This window comes from Psychrobacter sp. W2-37-MNA-CIBAN-0211, from assembly GCF_040309405.1.
Taxonomy (GTDB): domain Bacteria; phylum Pseudomonadota; class Gammaproteobacteria; order Pseudomonadales; family Moraxellaceae; genus Psychrobacter; species Psychrobacter glaciei.
The window spans coordinates 570,122-594,292 of record NZ_JBEOOU010000001.1; the positions used below are offsets into that span (position 1 = coordinate 570,122).

Sequence of the window (24,171 nt, forward strand, 5' to 3'; positions counted from 1 at the left end):
AGTCATTTTTTATTTGATTCATCTAAAGTATAGAAATTTATGTACAAGAACAGATAGATAGATTATGTAAACTGTGTCCATATTACGATTGTCTTCCGTTACAATCTGTATCTTTCTCAAGGTTTTGTATGATTGATTTATGCTTTGAGTAATCACAAACACATGATGCCGCTAGTTTCAACAAAAAAAACCTGTCTACATCTGCATTAACGACCTTGCGATGGCTCGTTGCCATTTATAGAGGTGCTGCTCGCGTTCATCAGCAGACATACTCGGCTCAAATACTCGATCGACTTGCCATGATGATTGCATCGTTGCTTCATCGTACAATCCCGTCTTTAGACCAGCAAGGAGCGCAGCACCTTTGGCAGTAATTTCCGTGTCTCTGGGACGCAGTACGGGGACGTCTAATAAGTCTGCCTGAAACTGCATGAGCAAATCATTATTGGCGGCACCGCCATCGACTCTCAGTTCGGTTAAGGGATGCGGGCTATCTTTTTGCATAGCGATTAACACGTCATACGTTTGGTAAGCAACTGCCTCCAACGCGGCACGGGCAATATGCGCTTTGGTCGTGCCGCGGCTCATACCTGTAATACTGGCACTAATGTCCGAGCGCCAATAAGGTGCGCCAAGCCCTGTGAATGCAGGGAGCAGCACTACATCTCCACTACTATCGACCTGCCGCGCTAAGTTTTCGACCTCACCACTTTGCTGAATCATACCCAGATTATCACGTAGCCACTGGACGATTGCCCCTGCCATAAACACACTGCCTTCTAGCGCGTAAGTGACTTCTTTTTTGGGCGGCTGTAGCATACGCTTACCAGACTGCACGATTTGATCAAAGGATAAATTGTCGGGGCGCAGCGTTGTCGTCTTTCGTTGCCACGCTATCGTCGTCAATAGCTTATGCTCGCTCAACTTTGGCTGTTGACCGATATTCATCAGCATAAAACAGCCCGTCCCATAGGTATTTTTGGCCATGCCAGCATCGAGGCAGCCTTGGCCAAAAAGTGCTGCTTGCTGATCGCCTAATACTGCTTGAATAGGGATTTGCTTGGCAAATAAGCCTTTTTTTGTTTTGCCAAAATCACCATCGGATGGCAGGACTTTGGGTAAAATATTCATGGGAATAGCAAAACGTGCACACAACTCCTCCGACCATGCCAGTTTATGAATATCATACAACAGCGTCCGTGAAGCATTGGTCACATCAATAACATGTTCACCACCTGTCAATTTATAAATCAGCCAGCTATCAATAGTACCGACTGCCACCTCGCCTTTGTGTGCTCGTACGCTAAGCTTGGGGTCATTTTCGAGCAGCCAAGCGATTTTACTGGCACTAAAATAAGGGTCTAAGCGTAAACCGGTGATTCGCTGCACTTCGTGTGCCATGTCATCGTCTTCATCCGTGCTACCGCTATGAGCACCACCCGCGCTTTCAGCGGCAAGCGTTTTGCAATAGCTTGCAGTACGGCGGTCTTGCCAAATAATCGCAGGTGCCAAGGGTTTGCCCGTTTGCTTGTCCCACATGACAATAGACTCACGCTGATTGGTGATGGCGATGCTAGTGACATCGGTAGCGAGCAGCCCTGCTTGGTTAATGACGTCATGCGCACAACTAATTTGAGTTTGCCAAATCTGCTGGGCATCTTGCTCCACAAAGCCCGCTTTGGGTGTCTGTAATGTGGTTGGCTGTTGCACCATTTTGATGGGACGCGCATGATCATCGTATAATATCGCGCGACTCGAAGTGGTGCCTTGATCTAAAGCCAAAATATATCCTGCCATTACTCATATCCTTTACTGGTCTTATTTATTCTATAATTGATAGTTTATATCATTCTCATATTTTTATATTCAGCGGTTTTCATAAATAAATTAACCTACTTAAATAGCCACCCCTTCATAATATTAATAGTCGAAACATAACCTTCATTATTAATAATTAGCAGTAAAACCAAAGTAATGAAATGAAAAAATCATTTAATTATCAACTGGTTAATAGATTAAAATTCATGATCTGATCACGGTTATGTTCTGATAGTTTAATCAATAATAATGCTATTATAAAAGCCAAAATCATTTCTTTATCACATCAGCACTGATTATACAATAGACGCCGGCAAGATACTGAGGCTTGACCCGTCACGGTTGTGTGTCTAGAGTGTACCCGAATTATGCATGACAAAACTTTAGTTATGTTTTTTGTATTTTGTTTTCCCTTATATTTGCAAAGCGAGAGAAAGTAAGACAAAACATCCTGCTTTTATAGAACTGACTATAATAAGAGCATAACGACGCTAATATGTGGTCGGCTAAAGTGATGAGTATCGCGCGTTGTTTTAAAAAATCTTGCATTCTAATTAATGGCTTATGTGACTTATGAAATTTGCATTATCAACTCTGTCTACTGCTGTGATGACGGTTATGCTCATGGGGATGTCCGTCGCTACCTCAGCAAACGCTAATATGGATAACGTTGAGTCACAGAATGACGTGCCACCAGTAACGATAACCCAGATCGTTGACGCTGATGAACGACAAACTGGCGCTGCGACGGCTGTTCAGACGGATACAACGTTGTCAGTGGACGATAATACTGCCATCAATAGCTCTGCATCCACCATGCATAGCCAAGGCATTGAGCAAAAAGGCATTGAGCAACAGAGCCGCCTAGCCACGCTTATCGATCCTATCACGCACAAAGCGGTTGATAATAGCTATCCATTAGAAGTCTCTAGCTTTTTGAGTCTTGAGCAGGCGCAAAACATTTTATTGCAAGTCTCGCCAAAGCTTGCGGCCAATGAAGCCGCCATTGCCGCGAGTCAATATCAGACCGATGCCCTAAAAACCATAGACAATCCATTGGTGTTTGCCCGCGTATCAGCCAGTGCCTATCATGTGGAAGAAGACATTGATTTATCATCGCTCAAAAACGGCATCGTTAATGAGATAAATAATAGCGTAGATGAGGTTATCCCTCCTATTCCACCAACCACAGATTTGCCAAATTTTGGTGAATTGGTCGGTGAGCGTCTCCCAGAGTCTTATGATTTTAATCGTTCAGGCTCAACGACGGGCGCAGGTATTGGCGTTGTTTGGCCTATTTACACTGCTGGGCGGACAACAGCGTTAACAGGCGCGTCCGATGCCCGCACCCAAGAAGCGGTCGCGGACAGCCTATTAGACAAAAACGAGCTTTATAACACCCTAATTGAGCGCTATTTTAAGGCGCAGTTGGCCATTATCGCAGCCTACTTGCGTGAAGACGCTTATGATACCTTGCAGCAGACCGATCATATGGCGCAGCGCCTGTTCGAAGAAGGCTTTATTTCACGCGTCGACAGACTAGAAGCACAGTCTGCCTTAGCAGATGCTAAAAGCGAATCGGTCAATGCCAATAATGATGCACGCCTTGCGATGATTGCTTTGCAGCGGCTATTACGTACCGATTATCGTATCAAACCGACCACGCCTTTGTTTGTCTCCAGTCGTCCGCTACCTGATGTGAGTTATTTCCAAGACTTGGCACTTGCCAATCATCCAGGGTTACAGAAAGTCGCCGCCAAACGCGCGCAGGCTCAGCAACTTCATGCGTTATCAGATACCGGTTACAAGCCTACGGTTATGCTGTACGGCTACGGACAAGTCGAAAAAGACCCCAGTTGGGTCGCTGGTATCTCTGCCACTTGGAAGCTATGGGGTGGACTCGATAAAACAGCATCACTGGCATCAAGCAACGCGCAAATACGCCAAGCGGATCTCTCTGAGATTGAAGTCAGTGACAATCTATTGTTATTGGTCGAAAAAAATTGGCACGATATAAATAATGCCCAGTCACGTTATCAAGCATTACAGAGCAATGTTGACTTGGCAGCAGAAGTATTGCGCTTGCGTCAGTTGGGTCTCCAAGAAGGTGTCAATACGACGGTCGACGTGGTACAAGCCCAAACGCAGTCTCTCAAAGCACGAACTGAACAAGCGCAAGCAGCCAATAATTATGTGCAAGCGCTTGCCGCCCTCATGCAAAGTTGCGGGACGCCACTGGCTTTTAACACCTATCTTAATGCGGCAGATATTCAGCTACCTATCTTGTATAGTGAATGATGATCTCGTGTGAAGAGTAATAGAGCGTGTTGATAAGCGCTTATATTGATGATAATTAAATGGCTAATGGCTATATTATTACTGACCTTACGATACTACTAACCCTAGCTCTACTGCGAATAAGCGTTTTATGAAAAAATTAATTTCTAAAGTAATCAATTGGCTGCCGCACCTGCTTCAGACATGGCGTATAGCAAATAGCCCTAATGTTTGGGCACATTGCGCGAGCGTAGGCTTTTTTGGTTTTTTATCTATTTTTCCAGCAATGGCCGTGTTTGTACTGATTTATGGTCTCGCTTTTTCACCTGTTGAAATGCAAGAGCAGATTTCACTTTTACGTTCGTTTATCCCTGAGTCTGTATATGAGGTTCTTAATTCACGCTTAAGCGATCTGGCTTCTAACACTGCATCCAAACTGACTTTTGGTTTGATTGTATCGACGCTACTAGCCCTTTATGCTGGTTCTAAAGGCATAAAATCCTTAATTATTTTGGTTAATCTTGCCTTTCATATCACCCAAGAGCGCAGCTTTATACAAGGCACCATTCGAGCACTTAGTTTAACTTTTGCTGCCGTTGTGGTCTTAATTATAGCCATCTCCTCTATCGCTATTATTCCTTTGGCAGCGGCTTATTTTCCTTTTCCGCAAATAGCTAAGACCATTGCGCTTTGGAGTGGATGGCCGATATTGGCTGGCATTATATTTTTAAGCTTCTTAAGCCTATATCGTTTTGCGCCAAACCGTGAGGCCGTAGCGCTAAAAAAACTGGTGCCAGGCGCTGCCTTAGCTACCGTTCTCTGGATTCTATTGTCCGTGGTATTTTCGATTTATGTGCAAAACTTTAATAACTATAGCGCTGAGTTTGGTGCGCTTTCAGCCGCGGTAGTCATTATGCTGTGGCTTTATTACTCAGCATTTATTGTCGCTTTTGGTGCTATTTTTAATTTTGAAACTTTAGAAAACTCTAAACCTTATGCTATTCGAGTGTACTAATAAACGGATAACGATATTACTGGTTAAAGCACTTGTACTATAAGCCTTTCACTCTCAACTTTATTGCTTTAGGAATCTCACTGTCATGACTGAATTTCCAAACGAATCAGACGACTCACGCAAATCAACTGATTCGACTGATGAGTCAACGCTGTCTCATAATGATCAGCCGTCAGTCGATTCTGTAGAAGACATACCTGACGTGGAACCAGAACAGGCAACGCCTACTTATCGTGATAATCCTAAATCTGACAAGTCTGCCATGATAAAAAAGGCGCTGCTTGTCTTATTCGTGCTAATTGCCTTGGGCGTTATCGCTTATGGCTTGTATACAAGCAATCAAAGCAGCGAACCTGACGTCATTACCCTACAAGGGCAAATGCAAATGCAGCAAACCTCTATCGCCGCAAAAGTACCGGGGCGTATTGCTCAGATTATGGTCACTGAAGGGGATGAGGTGACGGCTGGTCAGCAATTGATTGAGATGGATTCGCCTGAGATTAACGCAAAGATTAATCAAGCGCAGGCTGGCAAGCAAATGGCACAAAGTCAGCTTGATAAAGCCGAAAATGGTGCTCGTCCGCAAGAGATTGCCCAAGCAAAGGCTGCATGGCAAGCCAACAAAGCGGCCTCGGATTTGGCAGAAAACACCTATCAACGTGTCAATCGACTCTATGAAGAGGGTCTCATGGCGCGGCAAAAACGCGATGAAGCTTATGCGCAGTATCTTGCAACCCAAGATCAAACTGAAGCGGCACGCTTGCAATACGATTTGGCGATGGAAGGCACGCGTAGTGAAGACAAGTCCGCAGCTACCGCACAAGTGGCGCAAGTCGATGCTCAACTAGATGAGGCACTGGCTGCAAAAGAGGAAGCCAACTTAAAAAGCCCTATTGCTGGTATCGTAGATAATGTAATAGTCAGTGCTGGTGAAGTCATCGGTCAAGGTGTGCCGCTATTAACGTTGGTTAATACCAATGATCAATGGGTAGTACTGAATGTCACCGAAACCTATTTGAACCAGTTTGCCATTGGTCAGCAGTTTACTGGTACTATTCCGGCGTTATCATCAGCAGACAAACCCTATAGCAAGCAGTTTACTGTCTACGCAACCTCTACATTGTCTGACTTTGCGACGTGGCGACCCACCAATAATGATGATGGCTTTGATGTGCGTACCTTTGAAGTCAAGGCGCGACCAAGTAAACCTGATGCGCGGATTCGTTCGGGAATGAGTGTCATCGTCCGTATCAATCCAACCCTTGCTAATCAGAGCCAAGAATAAGCCATGCGCCTAACTCAGCTTAGCGAAGCTTTTATACGTAGTGCCGCCTATGAGCGGCGTTTTTTGGCCAAAAACTCTTGGGATTTTGCCATGGTGGTTTGGATACCCTTGGCGACAGTACTGCTGATTTGGTGGATTTTTTCGCAAACGCAAATTACCAATTTGCCTATTGGGGTGATTGATCAAGACAATAGCCCTGTTGCCAATACCGTGGTGCGCTATCTAGAGGCCAGTCCTGATATTACCGTCAGACAGCTTTATCGCTCGCCAGCCGCTGCTGAAGCGGCAATCCTGCAACGAGATATTTATGCAGTCGTGATTATCCCTGAGGATTTTTCTCGCAATATTTTATCCAATAAGTCAGCGCCACTGATTTTACAAGTAAATGCTCAGTATGGTACACACTCTGGGATTATCCAAAAAAGCGTCCAGTCCGTCGCTGCCACCTTATCCGCAGGTGTTGAGATACAGCGCTTGGTCAAGCAAGGCATGGCACCATCACAAGCAGCGATTGCTTACTCACCGATCAGTATTCAGCGCATCAGTTTGTTTAATGCGGCAACCGACTATCAGCAGTTTTTGGCCTCCACTGTTATCCCTGCACTGTTGCATATTTTGGCAATGGTCATTGGGGCAACGACGATTGGACGTGAGTTGCGGGATAAACGAATCGGTCACTGGTACGCTTTTATTGATACTGGTCGTCCCGATTTAACGGCACTCATAAATAGTGAAGCACTGTCTACGCTCGACAATAAGCAAACACGTAGCGATAACCCTGAAACATCGACAAGTCTCAAAAAAAATAAGCAAGTAAGTATTGCCGTCTTAATCTTTGGCTTATTGGGTAAATATTTTTGGCCAATGCTTGCCTATAGTATATGGTCTGCATTGGCACTATGGCTTGCCACACCGCAACAAACGGTCGCTCTCGCCTCAATGGTTGTCACTTACATCGGGCTGATACTATTGATGATGCTGTCGTTTTGGCTAGGAGCCATCTTTACTTTGAATTCATTTTCATTGCGTATGGGCTTATCCGCTACCGGTTTCATTTCTGCGCCTTCTTACGCTTTTGCAGGTGTCACTTTTCCTTATATCGCTATTAGTGATAGCGCGCAGCATTGGTCGAACATCCTACCGCTTACCCATTATCTAAAACTACATATCGCGCAATTACAGATGCACGCACCCGTTGCCATATCTTTGCCAATCATTTATGGCCTGACGCTAGCGACCTTGATTGCTATGGGCTTGACTGCCGTATTAAGCAAGCGCGCATTGGCGCGTCCTGAACGTTGGGGAGCACGCTAATGTCGCCATTATCAAAAAACAAGCCACAAAAAAAACCTAAGCAATCAACCACTTCGTCATCGTCACAGAGCTTCTTAGGCAGTTTTTTACAGACTCTCAAAGATATCTTTACCGATAAAGGCGTGGTTTTGCTGTTAATTATGGCGCCTATCATTTATGGTTTCTTTTATCCATGGCCGTATTCTACTGAAGTCGTTAATCACGTACCCGTTGGCATTATCGATAAAGATAATAGCAACTTATCCCGTACCATTGTCCGTTATGCTAGTGCCAGCCCGCAGCTGAACACACAGCGATTTGTTAATGAGCAAGATGCCATCGAGGCCATGTGGTCGGATCAAATCGCTGGCTATATGGTCATCCCAAGTGGTCTTGAGCAGCAAGTGTTGTCTGGTAAAGCAGCTAGCGTGAGTGTGCTCGGCAATGGTGGCTACTTTATCTTGAATAAAAACGTACAGCTGGGATTTTTAAAAGCGGTCAGTACGGTATCGGCTGGTATTGAAGTGAAAAAAAGCGTGGCACAAGGCGCATATTCGCCTACCGCTGCCAAAAACACCCAAGCCATACCGCTACAGATTATTCCTTTATACAACCAAACTGAAGGTTATGGTGCCTACGTGGTGCCAGCGGTATCCATTATTATCTTACAGCAGACGTTACTCATGGCCACCGCAATGCTGATCGGTACTTGGTATGAGCAGCGCCGCCACATGACTACGATACGCGGCTGGCTAGGACGTATTGGTGCACTCAGCATGTTGAGCTTTATCATCGGCTGCTTTTATTATGGCTGGGCGTTTGAGCTCCATCATTATCCGCGCGGACAAAACATGGCTGGCAGTTTGTTATTCTTGCTGCTATTTTGTCCTACCGTCGCCACCCTTGGTTGCTTGCTGGGACTATGGTTCCGGCAACGTGAGCGCAGTATGCAAATTTTAATCTTTAGCTCGTTACCATTATTTTTTATCAGTGGCTATCCTTGGCCTGCCGACCAACTCCCTGAGATACTACAGTTGGTACGTTGGCTGGTACCGACTACCCCTGCTATCAATACCTCTGTGCAGCTAAATCAAATGGGGGCCAGTGTCGCTCAAGTCGCTATGGGCTTTTATGCGCTCGCAGGCTTGTGGGCATTTTACTTTGCATTACTGCTGCTGTTTCGCTGGCGTACCTCACAAAAACAATTGCCTCATAAAGTTTCGATAAAGATATAACAAGTCAGGCGATTGTCAATTTTCCCATCCATAAATGAAATAGTTTTTCCTAAACTCATTCTAGGACGGGATATATTCGTAAAAAAGGCCAAACACTTAAAATGTTTGGCCTTTTTTGGGTTTATTTGTGTGATAGGCATTTGCTTTAAACTAAACTTTGCAAGTGACGCCTTCAAGCGCTAATAAATATTCTTTCTTATCCAGCCCGCCCGTATAACCACCAAGCTTACCATCGCTAGCAATGACGCGATGACAAGGAACGATAATACTAAAAGGATTTTTGCTATTGGCATTGGCCACCGCGCGAAACCCTTTAGGATTATCCACATTTTGCGCCAGCGTTGCATAGCTGATTGTCTCGCCATACCCAATATCTTGTAATGCTTGCCAAACTCGTTGCTGAAAATGGGTTCCTAAGCTTGCATCTATAGGCAAATCGAAATTCTGACGATCCCCTTTAAAATAAGCCTTTAATTGTTCAATAGCATTTATGAGTAATGATTGGGCAGGCTCACTTTCGCTTAAGCTATCGTTATTAATGAACGTAAAATTCTGATCGACAAGGCCGTAGTGCTTTTTAAGTTTGGGAATAGATTTTGAGCGGTGCCAAGAGTTACCTGCCAGCAGCCAATTGACTTCAACCAGTTTAGGGCTACTATGCTCATTGACACTCGCAATCAACGTTAATTGATGTGATCCAAAAGCTGCTGTAGTAACTATCATGACTATTCCTTTCAAATGATTATGTTCCCAAGACTCGTTTGTTGACTAAAACGACCTATCGAGTGCTATTCTTTATCGTCGGTTTCGAACAAGGCAGCGACAAATTGTTTTGGACTAAAGGCGCGTAAATCATCAATCGACTCGCCAACACCAATATAACGGATAGGCACGTCTGTAGTTTCGGCAATATTAAAGACCACACCACCTTTGGCAGTACCGTCTAACTTAGTAATTGTAATACCCGTTAATGGCACGACTTTGTTAAAGAGTTCTACTTGGTTAATGGCATTTTGACCCGTGCCAGCATCGAGGACAATCATACCTTCGTGCGGTGCGCTTGGATCGGCTTTACGCATGACGCGTACGACTTTTTCTAGCTCCGCCATGAGATGCGTTTTGTTTTGCAAGCGCCCAGCGGTATCCGCTATCAGCACATCAATGTTTTTTGCTTTGGCAGACTGCATGGCATCAAAAATGACAGAGGCACTATCTGAGCCATGACCTTGCGCCACGACTGGAATGTTATTACGCTCACCCCAGATTTGCAGCTGTTCGGTTGCGGCAGCTCGGAACGTATCACCAGCAGCCAGCATGACAGATTTGCCCTCGCCTTGTAAGCGCTTAGCAAGTTTACCAATCGTGGTGGTTTTACCGACCCCATTGACGCCCACGACTAAAATCACAAAAGGTTTTTTGCTGGTATCAACCACCAACGGTGCTACTTTTGGCGTTAAGATATCAACCAGTTCCGTTTGCAATGCTTTATACAATGAATGCGAATAAATCAAATCCCCACGAGCTGTCTGCTCAGTCAAGCTTTTGATAATACGGTTGGTCGCGTTGACACCAATATCAGCAACCAGTAGCTGATCTTCAACTTCTTCTAACAACTCATCATCGATTTCTTTGCCACCGATCAGGATACTGACCATACCTTCAGCTAGATTTTTACGTGATTTACTCAGCCCTGTTTTCATCCGATTAAACCAGCTGCCTTTTTTCTGACTTTCTTGAGTCTCTGCTACTGGCTCTTTTGGCATTGCAACTTGCCCATCGCTATTAACAACGGGGGTCACGCTTGGACTATCTCCCAATTGCTCCTGTAATGGCATGGTTGGAATCGTTGAAGCCGTATTGGTCTTGCTGCTAGCTTCTGTTTCTTTGGCACGCGAAAAGCTTTCAGAGGAACTTTTAGGTACGTTATGCTCTTCTGTCATGACAATCGGCGTGGCTAAAGCGATACTTTCAGCAGCATGGGCGCTTGAGACGTCTTTGTTTGTCGTCGTCTCCTGATTTGTCGTATCGTCATTATTTGTCACATTATCATGATGCTTATCAGTCACCCTAGCATCGTCTAACGGTTTGGTAGGTACACTATCCTCATCAACGATGGGCATAGATTGCACCGGTAGACTGGGTAAGGTAATATCATCGTCATCTAAGTCATCGAGACCACCGTCAAGGTTAATGACTACACGATTGCTATTATTTGGGTTATTCATAAGCTTGCCCTAAAAGTTATCATTATTAGTAAGATGTTTATTTTAAAATTGATCGGTATATTGTCAGTTTTCTGCCATTTGAATGGTAGATTATTTTTAGCCTAGTTTAGCATAATTCAAGTTGCGCTCAGCCTTTACCCTACCAGACCAACGCTAAATAGTAAGAAGTGATCAGACAGGCCAAACGGTTGAGAAAGTTTAGCTTAAGGTTTGGACACAAAAATCTGACCCTTAGCAGGTGCAACTTCGCCTACTCTTAGCGAACTTTATTCAATAACTTTCTACTAGGAACCACCTATGCTATCGTCACTAAGTTGCTATAAAAAAATAACCTCTATCAGCGCAGCTCTGCTAATAGCTGCCATCGCGTTGTCAGCGACTGGCTGTAACACAACATCAGAGTTCAAACCAACGGCTAGCGTAATGGTTGGCGCACACAAATCGCTATAACGCTGGCGATTATTATAGTTAGCAGGCACACATTCAGTCATCTTTTTATATAAGCAGAACATACCATGTCCTCGACTTTACCACTACACGTTTTACGCGTTGCTGGCGCTTTGGCTATAGCAACTACTCTTGCAGCCTGTCAAACCAATACTGTTGGTACTCCTTCGTCAGCGGATGGAAACGCGCTTGTCCAAAATCCAGCCGTGCAAGGTGCAGTGCAGAACAAGGTAAATCAAAATCCAGACAGTAAGGACGATCAGCAGTCGTCAGCGTTGTCCATGGATATGTCAGGTCGGCATGAGTATCAGTTAGAAAACGGTCTAAAAATCGTGGTAAAAGAAGACCACCGCGCACCCGTCGCCATGACCCAGATATGGTATCGAGTGGGGTCGACAGACGAGCCGCTTGATAAAGGCGGACTCTCGCATTTGCTAGAGCATATGATGTTCAAAGGCACCTCTAATGTATCGAGTGACGATTATGAACGCTTAATTGCCAAATTTGGAGGCGTTAACAATGCCTTTACCAGTTATGACTATACGGGTTACTACGAGCTATTCCCAGCCAACCGCATGCCGCTAGCGCTAGAGCTCGAAGCCGATCGAATGAAAAACTTAATCTTCGATGACAAAGAATTTACTAAAGAGCACCAAGTGGTCATGGAGGAGCGACGCCAACGTACCGATGACAACCCACTTGCCAAAGCTTATGAATCATTCCGATTGTTGGCGCTGCCTGATAGCCCAAAAGGTGAATCTGTCATTGGCCCTATGAGTGAGCTTGAATCGATTACGCTGCCCGAACTAAAAGAGTGGTACAAGACTTGGTACGCACCCAACAATGCGACCTTGGTGATTGTCGGTGATGTCGACCCAACAGAAGTATTGGCGCAAGTCAAACGCTACTTCGGTGATCTCAAACCAAGCAATCTGCCCAAACGCCCTGCTGTCAGCCAAAAAGGCTTTCGTGGTTATCAGCAAGTTGAGTCTGAACAAGCGGTACAAGTACCTGTTTTGCTGATGGGTTATAACGTGCCCAGTCTCGTCACTGCCGGCACAGCCAATGAAAAACAAGCTTACGCGTTATCGCTGGCACAAGACGTATTGGATGGTGGTCTGTCTGCTCGCTTAGAGAGCCGACTGATACGCGAACAAGGCCTGCTCACCACAGTTGGCACCTCTTATGACTTGCTTGATCGCGGCGATGGACTGTTTTTAATTCAAGCGACACCGCGTGAAGGTGTTAGCTTAGAACAAGCGCAGCAAGCCATACTCTCTGAAATAGAAAAGCTCAAAACTGATCCTATTGCTGCTGACGAAATCAGTCGTGCCAAAACCAATACGGTCACTGGATTGATCTATGCGCAAGACAGCATGGAGGGTCAGGCACGCATGATTGGCTCGCTACAGTCTATCGGTCTCGATGACAGGCTGCTTGCCGAATTACCAGCCAAGCTCGATGGTGTCAAAATCTCTGATATTCAAGCGGCCAGTAAAAAGTACTTGGTCAAAGATAATTTGACCGTCATGCATGTGGTACCGCCTACTGAGCAAGCGTCTAAAGAAAAAGCATCTACAAAGCAAATAAGTCGAAAAACGGTAAGCAAAAATCAATAATAACAACGTGCTGTCAATATTTTTCACTGATAAGCCAATGCTAAAGACCTTATTAATAAGAAGAAAGCCATGACTCAGACTCCTTTTCTCATGAATACAAAAAAAAGCCCTTTATTGCCGTTAGTAAATCGCAAATTTAAATCTCATTTCGAACCTCGTTTCGAACTTAGGTTTAAGCAGCGTTCCTACTTGAGCCTAAGTATATTGTTAGGTTTGACGATATTGACGACCACCGCTCAGGCAGATAATGCTGGTAGCGAAGACTTTCGTACGCCATCAGCTGCCGTTGATATAAATGCACCAATAGCCGCACTATCAACACTCACAAGTGTCGCTGATGCCAAGCCATTAAAAGTCACAGTGCCAACCATTCAACAGTTCGAAACCAAAGCTGGCGTTCCTGTACTCTTTGTACGCACCACCGCCCTGCCCATTGTTGATATTGATTTACGCTTTAATGCAGGCAGTGCTCGTGATGGCAGCATACGCAAAGCCGGTTTTGGCATCGCCAATATGACTGCTACGATGTTGGAACAAGGCTCTAAAAGCTTAAATGAAAATGAGTTCACCCGCGCTGTTGAAACCTTGGGAGTGAATTTGAGCAGTAGCGCCTATAAAGATATGTTCATCGTCTCGCTACGCAGCTTATCCGATGACAAACATCTACTGCCTGCCGTCGACTTGATGACTCAAATGCTGAATGAACCGGCGTTTGATGCAGATATCCTAGCACGTAACAAAGCGCGATTATTAGTCGGTTTGCAGCAGCAAAAACAAGACCCCAATAGCCTTGCAAGTATTGCCTTCAACGAAGCCTTGTATGGCGACCACCCTTACGCGCACCCTTCTGTAGGTACGCTCGACAGTGTACCGAGTATTGAAAGAAAAGAATTGCTCGACTTCAAAAATCGCTATTTGGTGGCGGCAAATGCTTCTATCGCGATGACGGGTAATTTGACTTTAACCCAAGCCAAAAAACTTGCTGACGATATCACGGCTGATTTGCCAGTCGGTCAAGCAGCGACAACGCTACCTGAGCCCAAACCACTGACAAAAGCGCAGCATATTCACATTCCTTTTCCGAGCACCCAAACGACCGTACTTATGGGGCAACTGGGCGATAAGCGCGCCACCGATGCTATCGCACAACAGAAGCAAACTAACTTTGCCGTGGGTAACGAAGTGCTGGCGGGCGGTGATTTCAATGCGCGGCTGATGACCGAAATCAGACAAAACCTTGGCTATACCTATGGTATTTCAGGCTCAATGAGTCCGATGCTGGCGCGCGGCCCTTATCAGATTGGGTTTTCGACACGTAATGATAAAGCCCGTGCTGCTATTGATGCCAGCTTAGACGTCATCAATGATACTTTGGATAACGGTATTACTAGCACTGAGATGCGTTTGACGACTGACAATCTAAAGAACAGTTTTCCGATGGGTTTTGCCAGCAATGCCGGTATCAATAGTTTATTGGGAATGATGAATTTTTATCAGTTGCCCAAGAATTATCTGACCAATTATGTGAGTCGTATTGACCAAGTACGATTACCAGAGGTCAATGAAACCATGCGCGATACGCTCAAGCCGGATGATTTTTTGATTGTCACGGTTGGACAAGATGATCCTTGGAAGACTAATAAATAATACTTATCAATAATAATGAGGATCAAAAAAAGCACTTATAAAAGTGCTTTTAGGAAAATCATTGAGAATTGTCTAGGGTGTGTCCTCCTTTTTAAAATGAGGACACACCCTAATAAAAAATAATGAATAACGTTATAAATTCCAGCTATTATGTGAAGTAATCAGCTTCAGTCAAGTTAGCTAGTGATGGTGATGTTTACGTCATAGCTTAAACGCTCGGGTTTATGAGTCACCCCGACATAATTTAAACGAATCACATGCTTATCATAAGATTCGACTTGATAAGAACCATTGGCAAAGTTATGCATGGTTGGCACAATTAGCAATGTCTCGATTTGATCGGTATTGATATCGATGTTTATGCTTTGACCCCTCTCTAGGTATAAGTAATAATCACAATAATTCGATATCATGACCTCCGCAGTACGGACAATAGTGTCATCGTCGACGTTTTTTTGTAGTAGTTTTGGGCATACATCAGGACGTTTGGCAGCGAGACGCGCATAAGAGTTTTTAATGTTTTCTTCGATGTCTTTTGCATCCGAGGCATTTACGTTAGGCAAACTATTTTCAGAAGCAGTGTTCGGGCTACAGGCGCTAATAAACAGAAGAGACAGAATCACCGAGCAACATAGCCCTGCATACATCTGAGTTGAGCGCAAAGTGCTTTTTTTCGGTTTTTCTGATTGATTTGATCTTTCTACTCTTAAGTACCACTTTTTCATAAATTTCACTTACTATAAACTAGGCTATATTTTTTTGACATAATACAGCATAGTTTACTGAGATAAAAAGTGATTTGTATAAGTATAATAGGATAACTATAGTCGTTTTGACCATGCGGATAAAATTATCAATAACGACATGATGAACTGCTGCTAGCATGATTAAAGCCCCACTTGCGATAACCCTCAGTATCCAAATGAATAGCACCCGTGGAGTACAGTCCTAGCCCAAAGTTATGAGACTGACCCTGATATTGCCAAAACTGACATAGGCCATCTTGCATGGTACTAAGCAGCCATGAATTATCTTCGTACTCCGGCACCCAAATATCTATAGCACCCGCAGTCATATGTTTGCTGCTATCTGCCCCGCCAGCACAGTCATTGAGTCCAGGACTACGGTAAACTGAGCGTATCTCACTACTGGCAGGTAAGATACCTTGATTCTTTAGCTCACTATACAGTCGTAGTGTGGGAACTATATTGGCCCATAATTCTTGCGGTGGCAGCTGATAAGGCTCATAGCCACATTTATCCCAACTACGTGCCGTCGTAAGCAGCTGAGACAAGGGTGGTACATTATGCGCACCCACTCGTGCATTCAAATAGCGTTGATAATCAGCGACTTGGCTAGCACGGTAGCTATTGCTGTTTAGCCAGCCATTAAAGTCGATACTGGTAAAATTGTTATAAGTATTATTACTGGTGCTGTAAGTGGAAGGATAAGTTGTATTATAGCTAGGCGTACGTCTGTTGACATTGACGCGTTTGTTTTCTTCGATGGATAAGCTGGCGTCAAAATCGAAATCACGTTGTTTTTGCTGAATTAGCCCTTGCATGCTATCGCCCGCTATCGCATTTGTTCCACTTAACCTTGTTGCTCCACTTAACATAGTAACGCCTGAGTTATAGCTTGTCGCGTTCGTGGAAGGCCTGATATAAGCATTACTGCTGCTATTGCCAGTACTGCCTCCTTGACGGACTTCGATACGACGCTCACTATTATCGCTCACGATAGCCGCATGAACGCTAATACTACTGGCACAAACCAATAGAGCGATAATAGGCTTATGAATCTGCCGATAGGCATGGTTTTTTTTATTGATCATTGCAAGAAGCTACCGCTAAAAACGTTTTATCGATACTATCAAATTTTTGGCAAGCAGGCTAAACTATCGCTTCTAATTCGTAGCCACCTATTCGTAATTAACACTTATCCTCATAATTTTCATAGTTACGTGACTTTATTACTGATGTGTTACTTTATCTGCTGGCACCTATTGGAATGAACCTCTTGTAATCACTGATTTATCACACATTTATGTCAAATTCGACATCTCTTTTACGCCAATTGCCAGTCACACTTTGCCTATGTCTTCTAATCCGCAATATCGTTTTTCACGTCAGAGCCACCATTTCGGTCAAGGTCATGCGCCGACGCTATGGCAACGTATCCATATCGATCCATGGTTGACCCTGCTTCTATTAACAGTTTGCTGCATTGGCTTAACGATTCTATATAGCGCCTCGACCCAAGACAATAGCATGGTCATACGCCAAATGGTCAGCTATGGCGTGGCATTTACCGTGATGTTTACCATGGCACAAATACCGCCAAGTATTTATCGTACCTTTACGCCTGTTTTTTATGTACTTGGACTCGTACTACTGGTACTGGTAGACATCATTGGTGAGGTGCGCATGGGGGCACAGCGCTGGATTAACCTGCCAGGATTTGGCAGCGTGCAGCCTTCAGAGTTTATGAAACTTGGTATGCCGATGATGTGTGCCTGGTTTTTGTCTAAGCGCGATCTACCTCCATCAGCATCAAGTATCGCCATCACTTTAGCCTTGATCATCGTTCCGGTGTTATTGATTGCTAAAGAACCTGATTTAGGTACTTCACTGTTAGTTGCAGCCAGTGGCATCTTCGTGCTTTTTTTAGCAGGTCTGTCATGGCGGGTGATTTCGGGCGCGGCCGTCTTAGCGATACCCCTCATCGCCGTCGCTTGGAATTTTTTGTTACACGATTATCAGCGTACCCGAGTATTGACATTACTCAATCCTGAAGCAGATGTACAAGGAGCTGGCTGGAACATCATTCAGTCCAAAACAGCCATTGGCGCAGGTGGACTGACGGGCAAAGGCTATTTAGAGGGCACGCAGTCGCATCTACACTTCTTACCGGAAGGCCATACCGACTTTATCATCGCGGCTTTCTCTGAGGAATTTGGTCTGTTGGGCGTGATGTTGTTGATGTTCGTTTATGCCTGTTTACTCACCCGTGCCTTATATATCGCTTTCACCCATCCCGATGTGTATAGCAGGTTATTAGCAGGCGCGGTCGCCATGTCATTTTTTGTTTATGTGTTCGTCAATGTCGGTATGGTCGGCGGCATTTTACCTGTCGTTGGTGTACCCCTGCCTTTCATTAGCTATGGCGGCACCGCAATCGTCACTTTAATGGCGGGATTTGGGCTGCTGATGTCCATTCATACTCATAAATCTAACTAACCGCCATCATCTAATAACTCTGACGGTAAAAATGAAAAAATAGAATATAGGTCAGTTTTAACGACAAAAAACTGGCTTTATTTGTAATTAATACTACAGATATTCTTGATATCATCCATTTTCCTCTAAAGCATTTATCCATCATAAGATTTTGATATCATTGAATTATTAAAAATAAAATCACTGTCTTTCTTCGTCAAAAGCGTGCTTATTGTCAATCTACACTGATAGGTTTTAATCCTTGTTTTTTACAAATAATTGCGTTAACCTCGTTTTACTGTGTTTTGCTACATAACCCGTACAGAGCTACTAACAAACTTAGCATTTAATTATATTTTAGTTATAGCTCATCCGTATAGTTAGCAAATCCGAGATTTCAGGCTTTCAAATCGACTACTTAATTAACGCTTTAATAACAAAGTAATACGTAATACACTTCAAAACGTTTATTAATTTAGCAATACATGGAAGTTTGTTTATCGGATATGATAAATGTCGGTACTGACCATTTAAACTTTAGTTGTTCAACTATTGAAGTCAGTACTTAATTAATATTGTTAACTATCATTTGAGCACATCATAAGCATTTCAGTCATTTACTACTGCAACGCATTTATGATAACAAAATGAAAATTATCATATGTTAGACCCTATAAAAGCCGTCTTTTGCATCAATCCTGATTAGAATGACCGATTGATACATAGGCTTTAGAGCTTGCGACACGATTAGATTGGTCTAAGTCTGTCACACTCGATCTAAGATTTTTAGAGTTAGGTTTTAATGTATAAGTTATAGAGGTATTTATGAATAAGCGTTTATCTGGTTTACTTACAATGTCAGTATGTCTATTTGCTGGCTCTGCAGTCGCATCTAATGCCAATGCAGTAGAAGCAAAAACCACCCTTGCAATGATTTCGCAAGATAACGCCTCCCATATCGACCGTGTACTCGGTGAACTTAGTCGTCAACATGATGGTGCTTCAAGCTTGGTTAAGTCTGCCCGTCAGCCTACCTCATTAGCACTTAGCAGCTCATTATTAGCGAGCGATACCGCCCAAGTAAGCAATGACGAAGATGTGTTAGAGCGCTTAACAGCAGTCGCGTCTAACTCAGTAAGCAAATTTAAGCAAACCGGTCTGGCATCTTGGTACGGCCGTAAGTTTCATGGTCGCAAAACGGCCAGCGGTGATACTTTTGATATGAATGCCCTAACAGCGGCTCATCGTTCACTACCATTAAATTGCTATGTGAAAGTCACTAATAAAACCAATGGCAAAAGCGTCGTGGTAAAAGTTAATGATCGCGGTCCATTCCACGGTAATCGGGTAATGGATTTGTCTTATGGTGCTGCCAAGCAATTAGGTATCACGAGCAAAGGGGTTGGTAACGTCTCGATTGAGCGTGTTTCAGGACCTTAGTTCTAAAACAACAGCCTTCTTAATTAGAATAAAAAAACGCCTAACCATGATGAGTTAGGCGTTTTTTGTTTGAGTTTATCTTTTTTAGTCGAACACCGAAGAGTATCTGTTTATAACTCAAACGCGCTTTCAATAGCATCATCGAGACGTTCAACGGCAATTACATTGATGCCTTTAAACTGAGGAGCATCCTTTGCAGGCGCATTGCCCTTAGGAATAATGGCATGTTTAAAACCATGCTTCATCGCTTCTTTCAATCGCTCTTGACCATTAGGGACAGGGCGTATTTCCCCAGACAAGCCCACTTCACCAAACACGGCCAATGATGAAGGTAAAGGCTTTTCTTTAATACTAGAAGCGCAAGCCAATAATACAGCCAAATCAGAGCCTGTCTCTATGACCTTGACACCACCGACTACGTTGACATACACATCTTGTCCGCTGGTATGAATGCCACCGTGTCGATGCATGACGGCCAGCAGCATGGATAAGCGTTGAAAATCTAGCCCCAGCGCCATACGTCTAGGTTGACCTTGCGAATCATCAACCAACGCCTGTACCTCGACCAATAGCGGTCTCGTACCCTCACGACTGACCATAACTACCGATCCAGCCACGGGCTTATCATAGCGGCTCAAAAATATCGCTGACGGATTGGCGACTTCTTTCAGTCCCATATCGGTCATACCAAAAATACCGAGCTCGTTAACCGCACCAAAACGATTTTTAACCGCGCGAATCATCCGAAAGCGGGAGTCCGACTGTCCCTCAAAATACAATACCGTATCAACCATATGCTCAAGCACGCGTGGCCCTGCGAGCGTACCTTCTTTGGTCACATGCCCCACTAAAAATAGCGCAGTGCCCGTCTGCTTGGCATAGCGTGTCAAAATAGCCGCAGATTCTCGAATTTGACTGACGCCGCCCGGCGCAGAATTGATGGCATCTGTATAAATAGTCTGAATAGAATCAATAATAGCGATGGCTGGCTGTTCTTGAGTTAAAGCCGCACAAATAGTTTCGACGTTGGTTTCGGCCAATACCCGCAGCCTGTCCGCTGGCAAATCTAAACGTTTGGCACGCATAGCAACCTGAGCCAGTGACTCCTCACCGGTCACGTAAAGCGCACTACCTGCCAGCGAATCAGCACGAGCCATATTAGTCGCTGTTTGTAATAAAATAGTGGATTTACCAATACCGGGGTCGCCACCTATCAGTACAACAGAACCGGCGACTAATCCACCGCCGAGCACACGATCAAACTCACTAATGCCAGTGGGCAAGCGCGTATCTAGGCCGACGCTGACAGCATTAAGCGGCATGACCGCACTATGGGTACCAGAATAGTTCCCTGTAGGTGTGCCACTGCTGCCTGTGTTACGAGGCGCTGCTCGACCAGCATTAGGCTTAGCAGTACTTTTATTATGATGCGGCATACTGACATTAGGCGCTTCGACCAAACTGTTCCATTCCCCGCAATCCGTACACTGTCCTGCCCATTTGCCAAAATGCGCACCGCAATGTTGACAGACATAGCTGCTTTTATTTTTTGCCATAACGTATGAGCCTTATTCAGACAATCAATCAATAATAAAATATCAGAATGCTTTTGTATAAGTGTTTATATAAGAATAGTTTTATAAGGAAGAAGCCGCTTAGATGATATAGTCGATACTAAATAAAATGGATACAAGACATTATCATGCGTGACGGGTACAAATTTTTCTTGCTTGCTTGCTGTGCCTGCGCAGACAGAGGCTACAAAAAATTTATACCAGTCACGCTGTCTCTTTTTTATATTGACCTGACTATAGGCTGTGTAGCAGAAATGATAATGAATACGATATAAATGATGGTCGTTGGCATAAAAAATAGCAGAAACTTTATGCCAACCTATGAATAGTATAAACGAACGAAAACAGCGATTAACTGACCGGTTTATACCTGAAAATCTTTACCTAAATAAACAGATTTTACCAACTCATTATCTAAGACTTCAGACGCTGTGCCTTCAGCAATAATAGCGCCTTCTGAGACGATATAAGCTTTTTCACAAATAGCGAGCGTGTCGCGAACATTATGATCCGTGATTAACACGCCAATACCACGATTTTTTAGCGTTAATATCACATCTTTAATGTCACCAACAGAGATAGGATCAACGCCCGCAAAAGGCTCATCGAGCAGGATAAACTTCGGATCAGCGGCCAAGGCACGAGCAATCTCGCAACGGCGACGCTCACCGCCTGACACACTCATCCCTAAAGATTTGCGCACGTGTCCTAAATTGAATTCACCAATCAATTTTTCAAGCTCTTGGCGCTGCTCACTAGCAGTCAATTCTGTACGAGTTTGCAAAATAGCCAAGATATTGTCTTCGATAGATAATTTACGAAAGATTGAGGCTTCTTGCGGTAAATAGCCAATGCCAGCACGAGCGCGTTCATGCATGGCATATTTGGATAAATCCATGTTGCCTAAGCTGACGCTGCCTCTGTCCATGTTGACCAGACCTACTACCATATAAAAACTGGTGGTTTTACCCGCACCGTTTGGTCCTAACAAGCCAACCACTTGACCTTGATCAACAGAAAATGAGACATCTTTGACGACCCAACGTTTGCCATAACGCTTACCTAAGTTTTTCATACTCAAGCGCTCGACAGGCTTAGCATTGTTAGTGGGGGCTAAAGCGTCAAAACTTTGGTTATCACTCATAATTTACTCATAACTTACGCATAGTGTTGTCGAAATTTAGGTGCTGCTACGCAATTGTTGTTATCACTTAGCGTACGCCGCTCTGGCTGTTATTGCTGCTAGGTGGGAAGACTAGCTCCACGCGCTGGTTGCCACCAGCTGTCGCTTCTACATCACCCGCCTTTAAGCTATAACGAATGACATTGCCCGCAAAACTGGCGCCATTTTGTACCAGCTTTGCATTACCCGTCAAAGTAATAATACCAGTGATCGCATTGTAGTCGATCTTATTGGCCTGACCTTTTGCCAGACCTTTCTCTTGCGTGACCACTTGCTGCATGGTGGCTGGTCGCCCAGTCGCTACTGCAGAGTTGATACTACGACCCTGTGATAAATTGACCGTGATATTATCAGCGGTCATCTTAAACGTACCTTGAGTAATAACCACACCACCCGAATAACTGGTGACACCGGTACGCTCACTATAAGTCGCTTTATCTGCCAACAGTTTAATCTGCTGATTGGCGTCTGATGGCAGCGCATGACTATATAGTGGTAACGCTAGCAACATGACGACTGGTAGCGTGCGCAGGCTAGAAGAGACTTGCATCGAGCGAGTCGATAATGAGCGCAGAGTAGGCAAAAACTTAGATTTCATAAACATTACTCGTTTTATTATTAGTAGTAGGATTTGCAAACTTCATGCTAGCTATAGTCAATCCCATAGGGCGTCAGACTAACTTTCACTGACTATATGGTTTTGAATATCTCCTTGGGCAAAGATCATTTCAACTAGAATAATGCCTTGTCTTTACGATCAGCAGGAGAAAAATTAACCGCCACTTGACCGAACTCATACTCACCAGTCTCCAGATTGGCTTTCATACTCGATGCTTCAAATCGATTCATCCCTTGCTCAATCTTGACCATTTCATCACTATATACTTGGCCTGACTTGGTGTTACCTTTGAGCGTGCTGCCCGTCACTTTAATGGGTTCAATATCTGATGCGCCATCGGCTTTGTCTTCACTAACTAAGGTAAAACCACCAGACAAGCTCAATTCACCAGTCTGCTGGCTGATGGCAGCGCTACCCGCTTCGATACGATAGCGCTGCTCATCTGAGGGCTCCCAATTCATCGTGATGCCTGACATCTCATCTTCGTTAGTTGCCGGATTGTGCGTCAATGATTCAGCAGTAAGCTCATATTCAGTGTCGCCTTGCTCATTGGTTTGCACCGCCTTAATATCAGTCGCTTCATAATCAACATCGGTCGCTTCCATGCTAACTGGCGGTGATATGTCTCCTTGCTGCTGAAAAAACCAGCCAGCAATACCAGCAATAATCAATGCTAAAACGATTAAAACACGAGTATTCACGATAAGGTATCCTGAGTTGGTGCCTCATCAAGCGTATAATGCGCGATAAAGTCTTTATAATGGCCATGACCTTTTAAGATAAGATCACATATTTCACGTACGGCGCCAGTACCGCCTGCACGTGTAGTCACCATATCGCTGCGCTTAATTACTTCGGCATGGGCATTGGGCACTGTTGCCGAAAATCCCACAGTTTGCATTGCCTTAATATCTGGCAAATCATCACCCATATAAGCACAATCAGCCGCTGTGATATTGAGCGCAGGATCAAGGGTAGATAGCAGCTCATTCAAGGCAATCAGCTTGTCATCACGACCTTGCACCACATAATCCACACCTATTTCGATGGCGCGCTTATCCACCATGGGGCTGCTGCGACCCGTAATAATAGCAGTCAAAATTCCATAACATGCTAACGACTTAATACCAACACCATCGTGCACTGAAAACTCTTTCGTCTCAACACCATTGGCGTCATAGATGATTTGACCATTTGACAAAATACCATCAACATCTAATACCAATAGCTTAACTTGTCCGGCTTTTTTTATTAAGTCTTGCATGAGTTATCCTTT

Annotated in this window: 19 protein-coding genes and 1 pseudogene; 9 read left to right on the forward strand and 11 right to left on the reverse strand. The window is 44.3% G+C overall.

Annotation, left to right across the window (positions count from 1 at the left end):
• Positions 1-195: 195 nt before the first annotated feature.
• The gene (gene glpK, locus AAEY72_RS02365; RefSeq protein ID WP_352309306.1) at positions 196-1,797 is read right to left on the reverse strand and encodes a glycerol kinase GlpK; all 1,602 of its coding nucleotides are present in this window, start codon (positions 1,795-1,797) and stop codon (positions 196-198) included.
• Positions 1,798-2,391: 594 nt separating this feature from the next.
• Here glpK and AAEY72_RS02370 point away from each other — a divergent pair.
• From AAEY72_RS02370 to AAEY72_RS02390, 5 genes are all read left to right on the forward strand, one after another.
• Positions 2,392-4,116: a TolC family protein gene (locus AAEY72_RS02370; protein WP_352309307.1), complete on the forward strand. Its 1,725-nt coding sequence runs from the start codon at positions 2,392-2,394 to the stop codon at positions 4,114-4,116.
• Positions 4,117-4,246: 130 nt separating this feature from the next.
• Positions 4,247-5,110 carry a YihY/virulence factor BrkB family protein gene (locus AAEY72_RS02375; RefSeq protein ID WP_352309308.1) on the forward strand — a complete coding sequence of 288 codons (864 nt, stop codon included), beginning with the start codon at positions 4,247-4,249 and terminating at the stop codon, positions 5,108-5,110.
• 85 nt (positions 5,111-5,195) lie between these two features.
• Entirely contained in the window at positions 5,196-6,395 is a 1,200-nt protein-coding gene (locus AAEY72_RS02380) for an HlyD family secretion protein (RefSeq protein WP_352309309.1), read from the forward strand.
• Between the two features lie 3 nt (positions 6,396-6,398).
• Positions 6,399-7,709, forward strand: a complete 1,311-nt coding sequence (locus tag AAEY72_RS02385; RefSeq protein WP_352309310.1) for an ABC transporter permease — start codon at positions 6,399-6,401, stop codon at positions 7,707-7,709.
• Positions 7,709-8,923 carry an ABC transporter permease gene (locus AAEY72_RS02390; RefSeq protein ID WP_352309311.1) on the forward strand — a complete coding sequence of 405 codons (1,215 nt, stop codon included), beginning with the start codon at positions 7,709-7,711 and terminating at the stop codon, positions 8,921-8,923. Before AAEY72_RS02385 ends, AAEY72_RS02390 begins: the two co-directional genes overlap by 1 nt.
• A 150-nt stretch (positions 8,924-9,073) precedes the next feature.
• On the opposite strand, the gene AAEY72_RS02395 is transcribed toward AAEY72_RS02390, so the two are convergent.
• From AAEY72_RS02395 to AAEY72_RS02405, 3 genes are all read right to left on the reverse strand, one after another.
• A complete protein-coding gene (locus AAEY72_RS02395; RefSeq protein ID WP_352309312.1) occupies positions 9,074-9,646 on the reverse strand; it encodes a methylated-DNA--[protein]-cysteine S-methyltransferase in 573 nt (190 codons plus the stop codon).
• A gap of 65 nt (positions 9,647-9,711) precedes the next feature.
• Positions 9,712-10,686 (reverse strand): signal recognition particle-docking protein FtsY, encoded by a 975-nt coding sequence (gene ftsY, locus AAEY72_RS02400; RefSeq protein WP_227500944.1) that lies wholly within the window; start codon positions 10,684-10,686, stop codon positions 9,712-9,714.
• Between the two features lie 779 nt (positions 10,687-11,465).
• Entirely contained in the window at positions 11,466-11,660 is a 195-nt protein-coding gene (locus AAEY72_RS02405) for a hypothetical protein (protein ID WP_352309313.1), read from the reverse strand.
• Positions 11,661-11,663: 3 nt separating this feature from the next.
• Here AAEY72_RS02405 and AAEY72_RS02410 point away from each other — a divergent pair, with 3 nt between their 5' ends.
• Together AAEY72_RS02410 and AAEY72_RS02415 are read left to right on the forward strand one after the other, a co-directional pair.
• Positions 11,664-13,214: a M16 family metallopeptidase gene (locus AAEY72_RS02410; protein ID WP_352309314.1), complete on the forward strand. Its 1,551-nt coding sequence runs from the start codon at positions 11,664-11,666 to the stop codon at positions 13,212-13,214.
• Between the two features lie 222 nt (positions 13,215-13,436).
• Positions 13,437-14,861, forward strand: a complete 1,425-nt coding sequence (locus tag AAEY72_RS02415; protein WP_352309315.1) for a M16 family metallopeptidase — start codon at positions 13,437-13,439, stop codon at positions 14,859-14,861.
• 176 nt (positions 14,862-15,037) lie between these two features.
• Here the strand turns inward: AAEY72_RS02415 and AAEY72_RS02420 are convergent, their stop codons facing one another.
• A complete protein-coding gene (locus AAEY72_RS02420; RefSeq protein ID WP_201592567.1) occupies positions 15,038-15,586 on the reverse strand; it encodes a hypothetical protein in 549 nt (182 codons plus the stop codon).
• A gap of 128 nt (positions 15,587-15,714) precedes the next feature.
• Positions 15,715-16,695, reverse strand: coding sequence for a D-Ala-D-Ala carboxypeptidase family metallohydrolase (locus AAEY72_RS02425; protein WP_201592569.1), 981 nt, complete (start codon positions 16,693-16,695; stop codon positions 15,715-15,717).
• 262 nt (positions 16,696-16,957) lie between these two features.
• Here AAEY72_RS02425 and rodA point away from each other — a divergent pair, with 262 nt between their 5' ends.
• Positions 16,958-18,100, forward strand: coding sequence for a rod shape-determining protein RodA (rodA, locus tag AAEY72_RS02430; protein ID WP_201592572.1), 1,143 nt, complete (start codon positions 16,958-16,960; stop codon positions 18,098-18,100).
• Positions 18,101-19,177: 1,077 nt separating this feature from the next.
• Positions 19,178-19,519: pseudogene (locus tag AAEY72_RS16655) on the forward strand (septal ring lytic transglycosylase RlpA family protein); the annotation flags it as partial.
• 110 nt (positions 19,520-19,629) lie between these two features.
• Here AAEY72_RS16655 and radA read toward each other — a convergent pair.
• From radA to AAEY72_RS02460, 5 genes are all read right to left on the reverse strand, one after another.
• Positions 19,630-21,075 carry a DNA repair protein RadA gene (gene radA / locus AAEY72_RS02440; protein ID WP_189581451.1) on the reverse strand — a complete coding sequence of 482 codons (1,446 nt, stop codon included), beginning with the start codon at positions 21,073-21,075 and terminating at the stop codon, positions 19,630-19,632.
• A 382-nt stretch (positions 21,076-21,457) separates the two neighbouring features.
• Complete coding sequence (gene lptB / locus AAEY72_RS02445; RefSeq protein WP_352309379.1) at positions 21,458-22,168, reverse strand: LPS export ABC transporter ATP-binding protein; 711 nt, start codon at positions 22,166-22,168, stop codon at positions 21,458-21,460.
• 136 nt (positions 22,169-22,304) lie between these two features.
• A complete protein-coding gene (gene lptA, locus AAEY72_RS02450; RefSeq protein WP_413191387.1) occupies positions 22,305-22,787 on the reverse strand; it encodes a lipopolysaccharide transport periplasmic protein LptA in 483 nt (160 codons plus the stop codon).
• Positions 22,788-23,008: 221 nt separating this feature from the next.
• Complete coding sequence (gene lptC, locus AAEY72_RS02455; RefSeq protein WP_010198114.1) at positions 23,009-23,596, reverse strand: LPS export ABC transporter periplasmic protein LptC; 588 nt, start codon at positions 23,594-23,596, stop codon at positions 23,009-23,011.
• A complete protein-coding gene (locus AAEY72_RS02460; protein ID WP_352309316.1) occupies positions 23,593-24,159 on the reverse strand; it encodes a KdsC family phosphatase in 567 nt (188 codons plus the stop codon). The genes lptC and AAEY72_RS02460 overlap by 4 nt, the downstream gene beginning before the upstream one ends.
• Positions 24,160-24,171: the final 12 nt, after the last annotated feature.

What these genes read in the sequence shown, in the direction of transcription:
- AAEY72_RS02420 (WP_201592567.1), bottom strand. Translation starts at nt 15,586, where the DNA reads ATGAAAAAGTGGTACTTAAGAGTAGAAAGATCAAATCAATCAGAAAAA.
- AAEY72_RS02405 (WP_352309313.1), bottom strand. Translation starts at nt 11,660, where the DNA reads ATGTTCTGCTTATATAAAAAGATGACTGAATGTGTGCCTGCTAACTAT.
- AAEY72_RS02370 (WP_352309307.1), top strand. Translation starts at nt 2,392, where the DNA reads ATGAAATTTGCATTATCAACTCTGTCTACTGCTGTGATGACGGTTATG.
- glpK (WP_352309306.1), bottom strand. Translation starts at nt 1,797, where the DNA reads ATGGCAGGATATATTTTGGCTTTAGATCAAGGCACCACTTCGAGTCGC.
- rodA (WP_201592572.1), top strand. Translation starts at nt 16,958, where the DNA reads ATGTCTTCTAATCCGCAATATCGTTTTTCACGTCAGAGCCACCATTTC.
- AAEY72_RS02395 (WP_352309312.1), bottom strand. Translation starts at nt 9,646, where the DNA reads ATGATAGTTACTACAGCAGCTTTTGGATCACATCAATTAACGTTGATT.
- AAEY72_RS02390 (WP_352309311.1), top strand. Translation starts at nt 7,709, where the DNA reads ATGTCGCCATTATCAAAAAACAAGCCACAAAAAAAACCTAAGCAATCA.
- AAEY72_RS02410 (WP_352309314.1), top strand. Translation starts at nt 11,664, where the DNA reads ATGTCCTCGACTTTACCACTACACGTTTTACGCGTTGCTGGCGCTTTG.
- lptA (WP_413191387.1), bottom strand. Translation starts at nt 22,787, where the DNA reads ATGTTGCTAGCGTTACCACTATATAGTCATGCGCTGCCATCAGACGCC.
- AAEY72_RS02460 (WP_352309316.1), bottom strand. Translation starts at nt 24,159, where the DNA reads ATGCAAGACTTAATAAAAAAAGCCGGACAAGTTAAGCTATTGGTATTA.
- AAEY72_RS02375 (WP_352309308.1), top strand. Translation starts at nt 4,247, where the DNA reads ATGAAAAAATTAATTTCTAAAGTAATCAATTGGCTGCCGCACCTGCTT.
- AAEY72_RS02380 (WP_352309309.1), top strand. Translation starts at nt 5,196, where the DNA reads ATGACTGAATTTCCAAACGAATCAGACGACTCACGCAAATCAACTGAT.
- AAEY72_RS02425 (WP_201592569.1), bottom strand. Translation starts at nt 16,695, where the DNA reads ATGATCAATAAAAAAAACCATGCCTATCGGCAGATTCATAAGCCTATT.
- ftsY (WP_227500944.1), bottom strand. Translation starts at nt 10,686, where the DNA reads ATGCCAAAAGAGCCAGTAGCAGAGACTCAAGAAAGTCAGAAAAAAGGC.
- radA (WP_189581451.1), bottom strand. Translation starts at nt 21,075, where the DNA reads ATGGCAAAAAATAAAAGCAGCTATGTCTGTCAACATTGCGGTGCGCAT.
- AAEY72_RS02385 (WP_352309310.1), top strand. Translation starts at nt 6,399, where the DNA reads ATGCGCCTAACTCAGCTTAGCGAAGCTTTTATACGTAGTGCCGCCTAT.
- lptB (WP_352309379.1), bottom strand. Translation starts at nt 22,168, where the DNA reads ATGAAAAACTTAGGTAAGCGTTATGGCAAACGTTGGGTCGTCAAAGAT.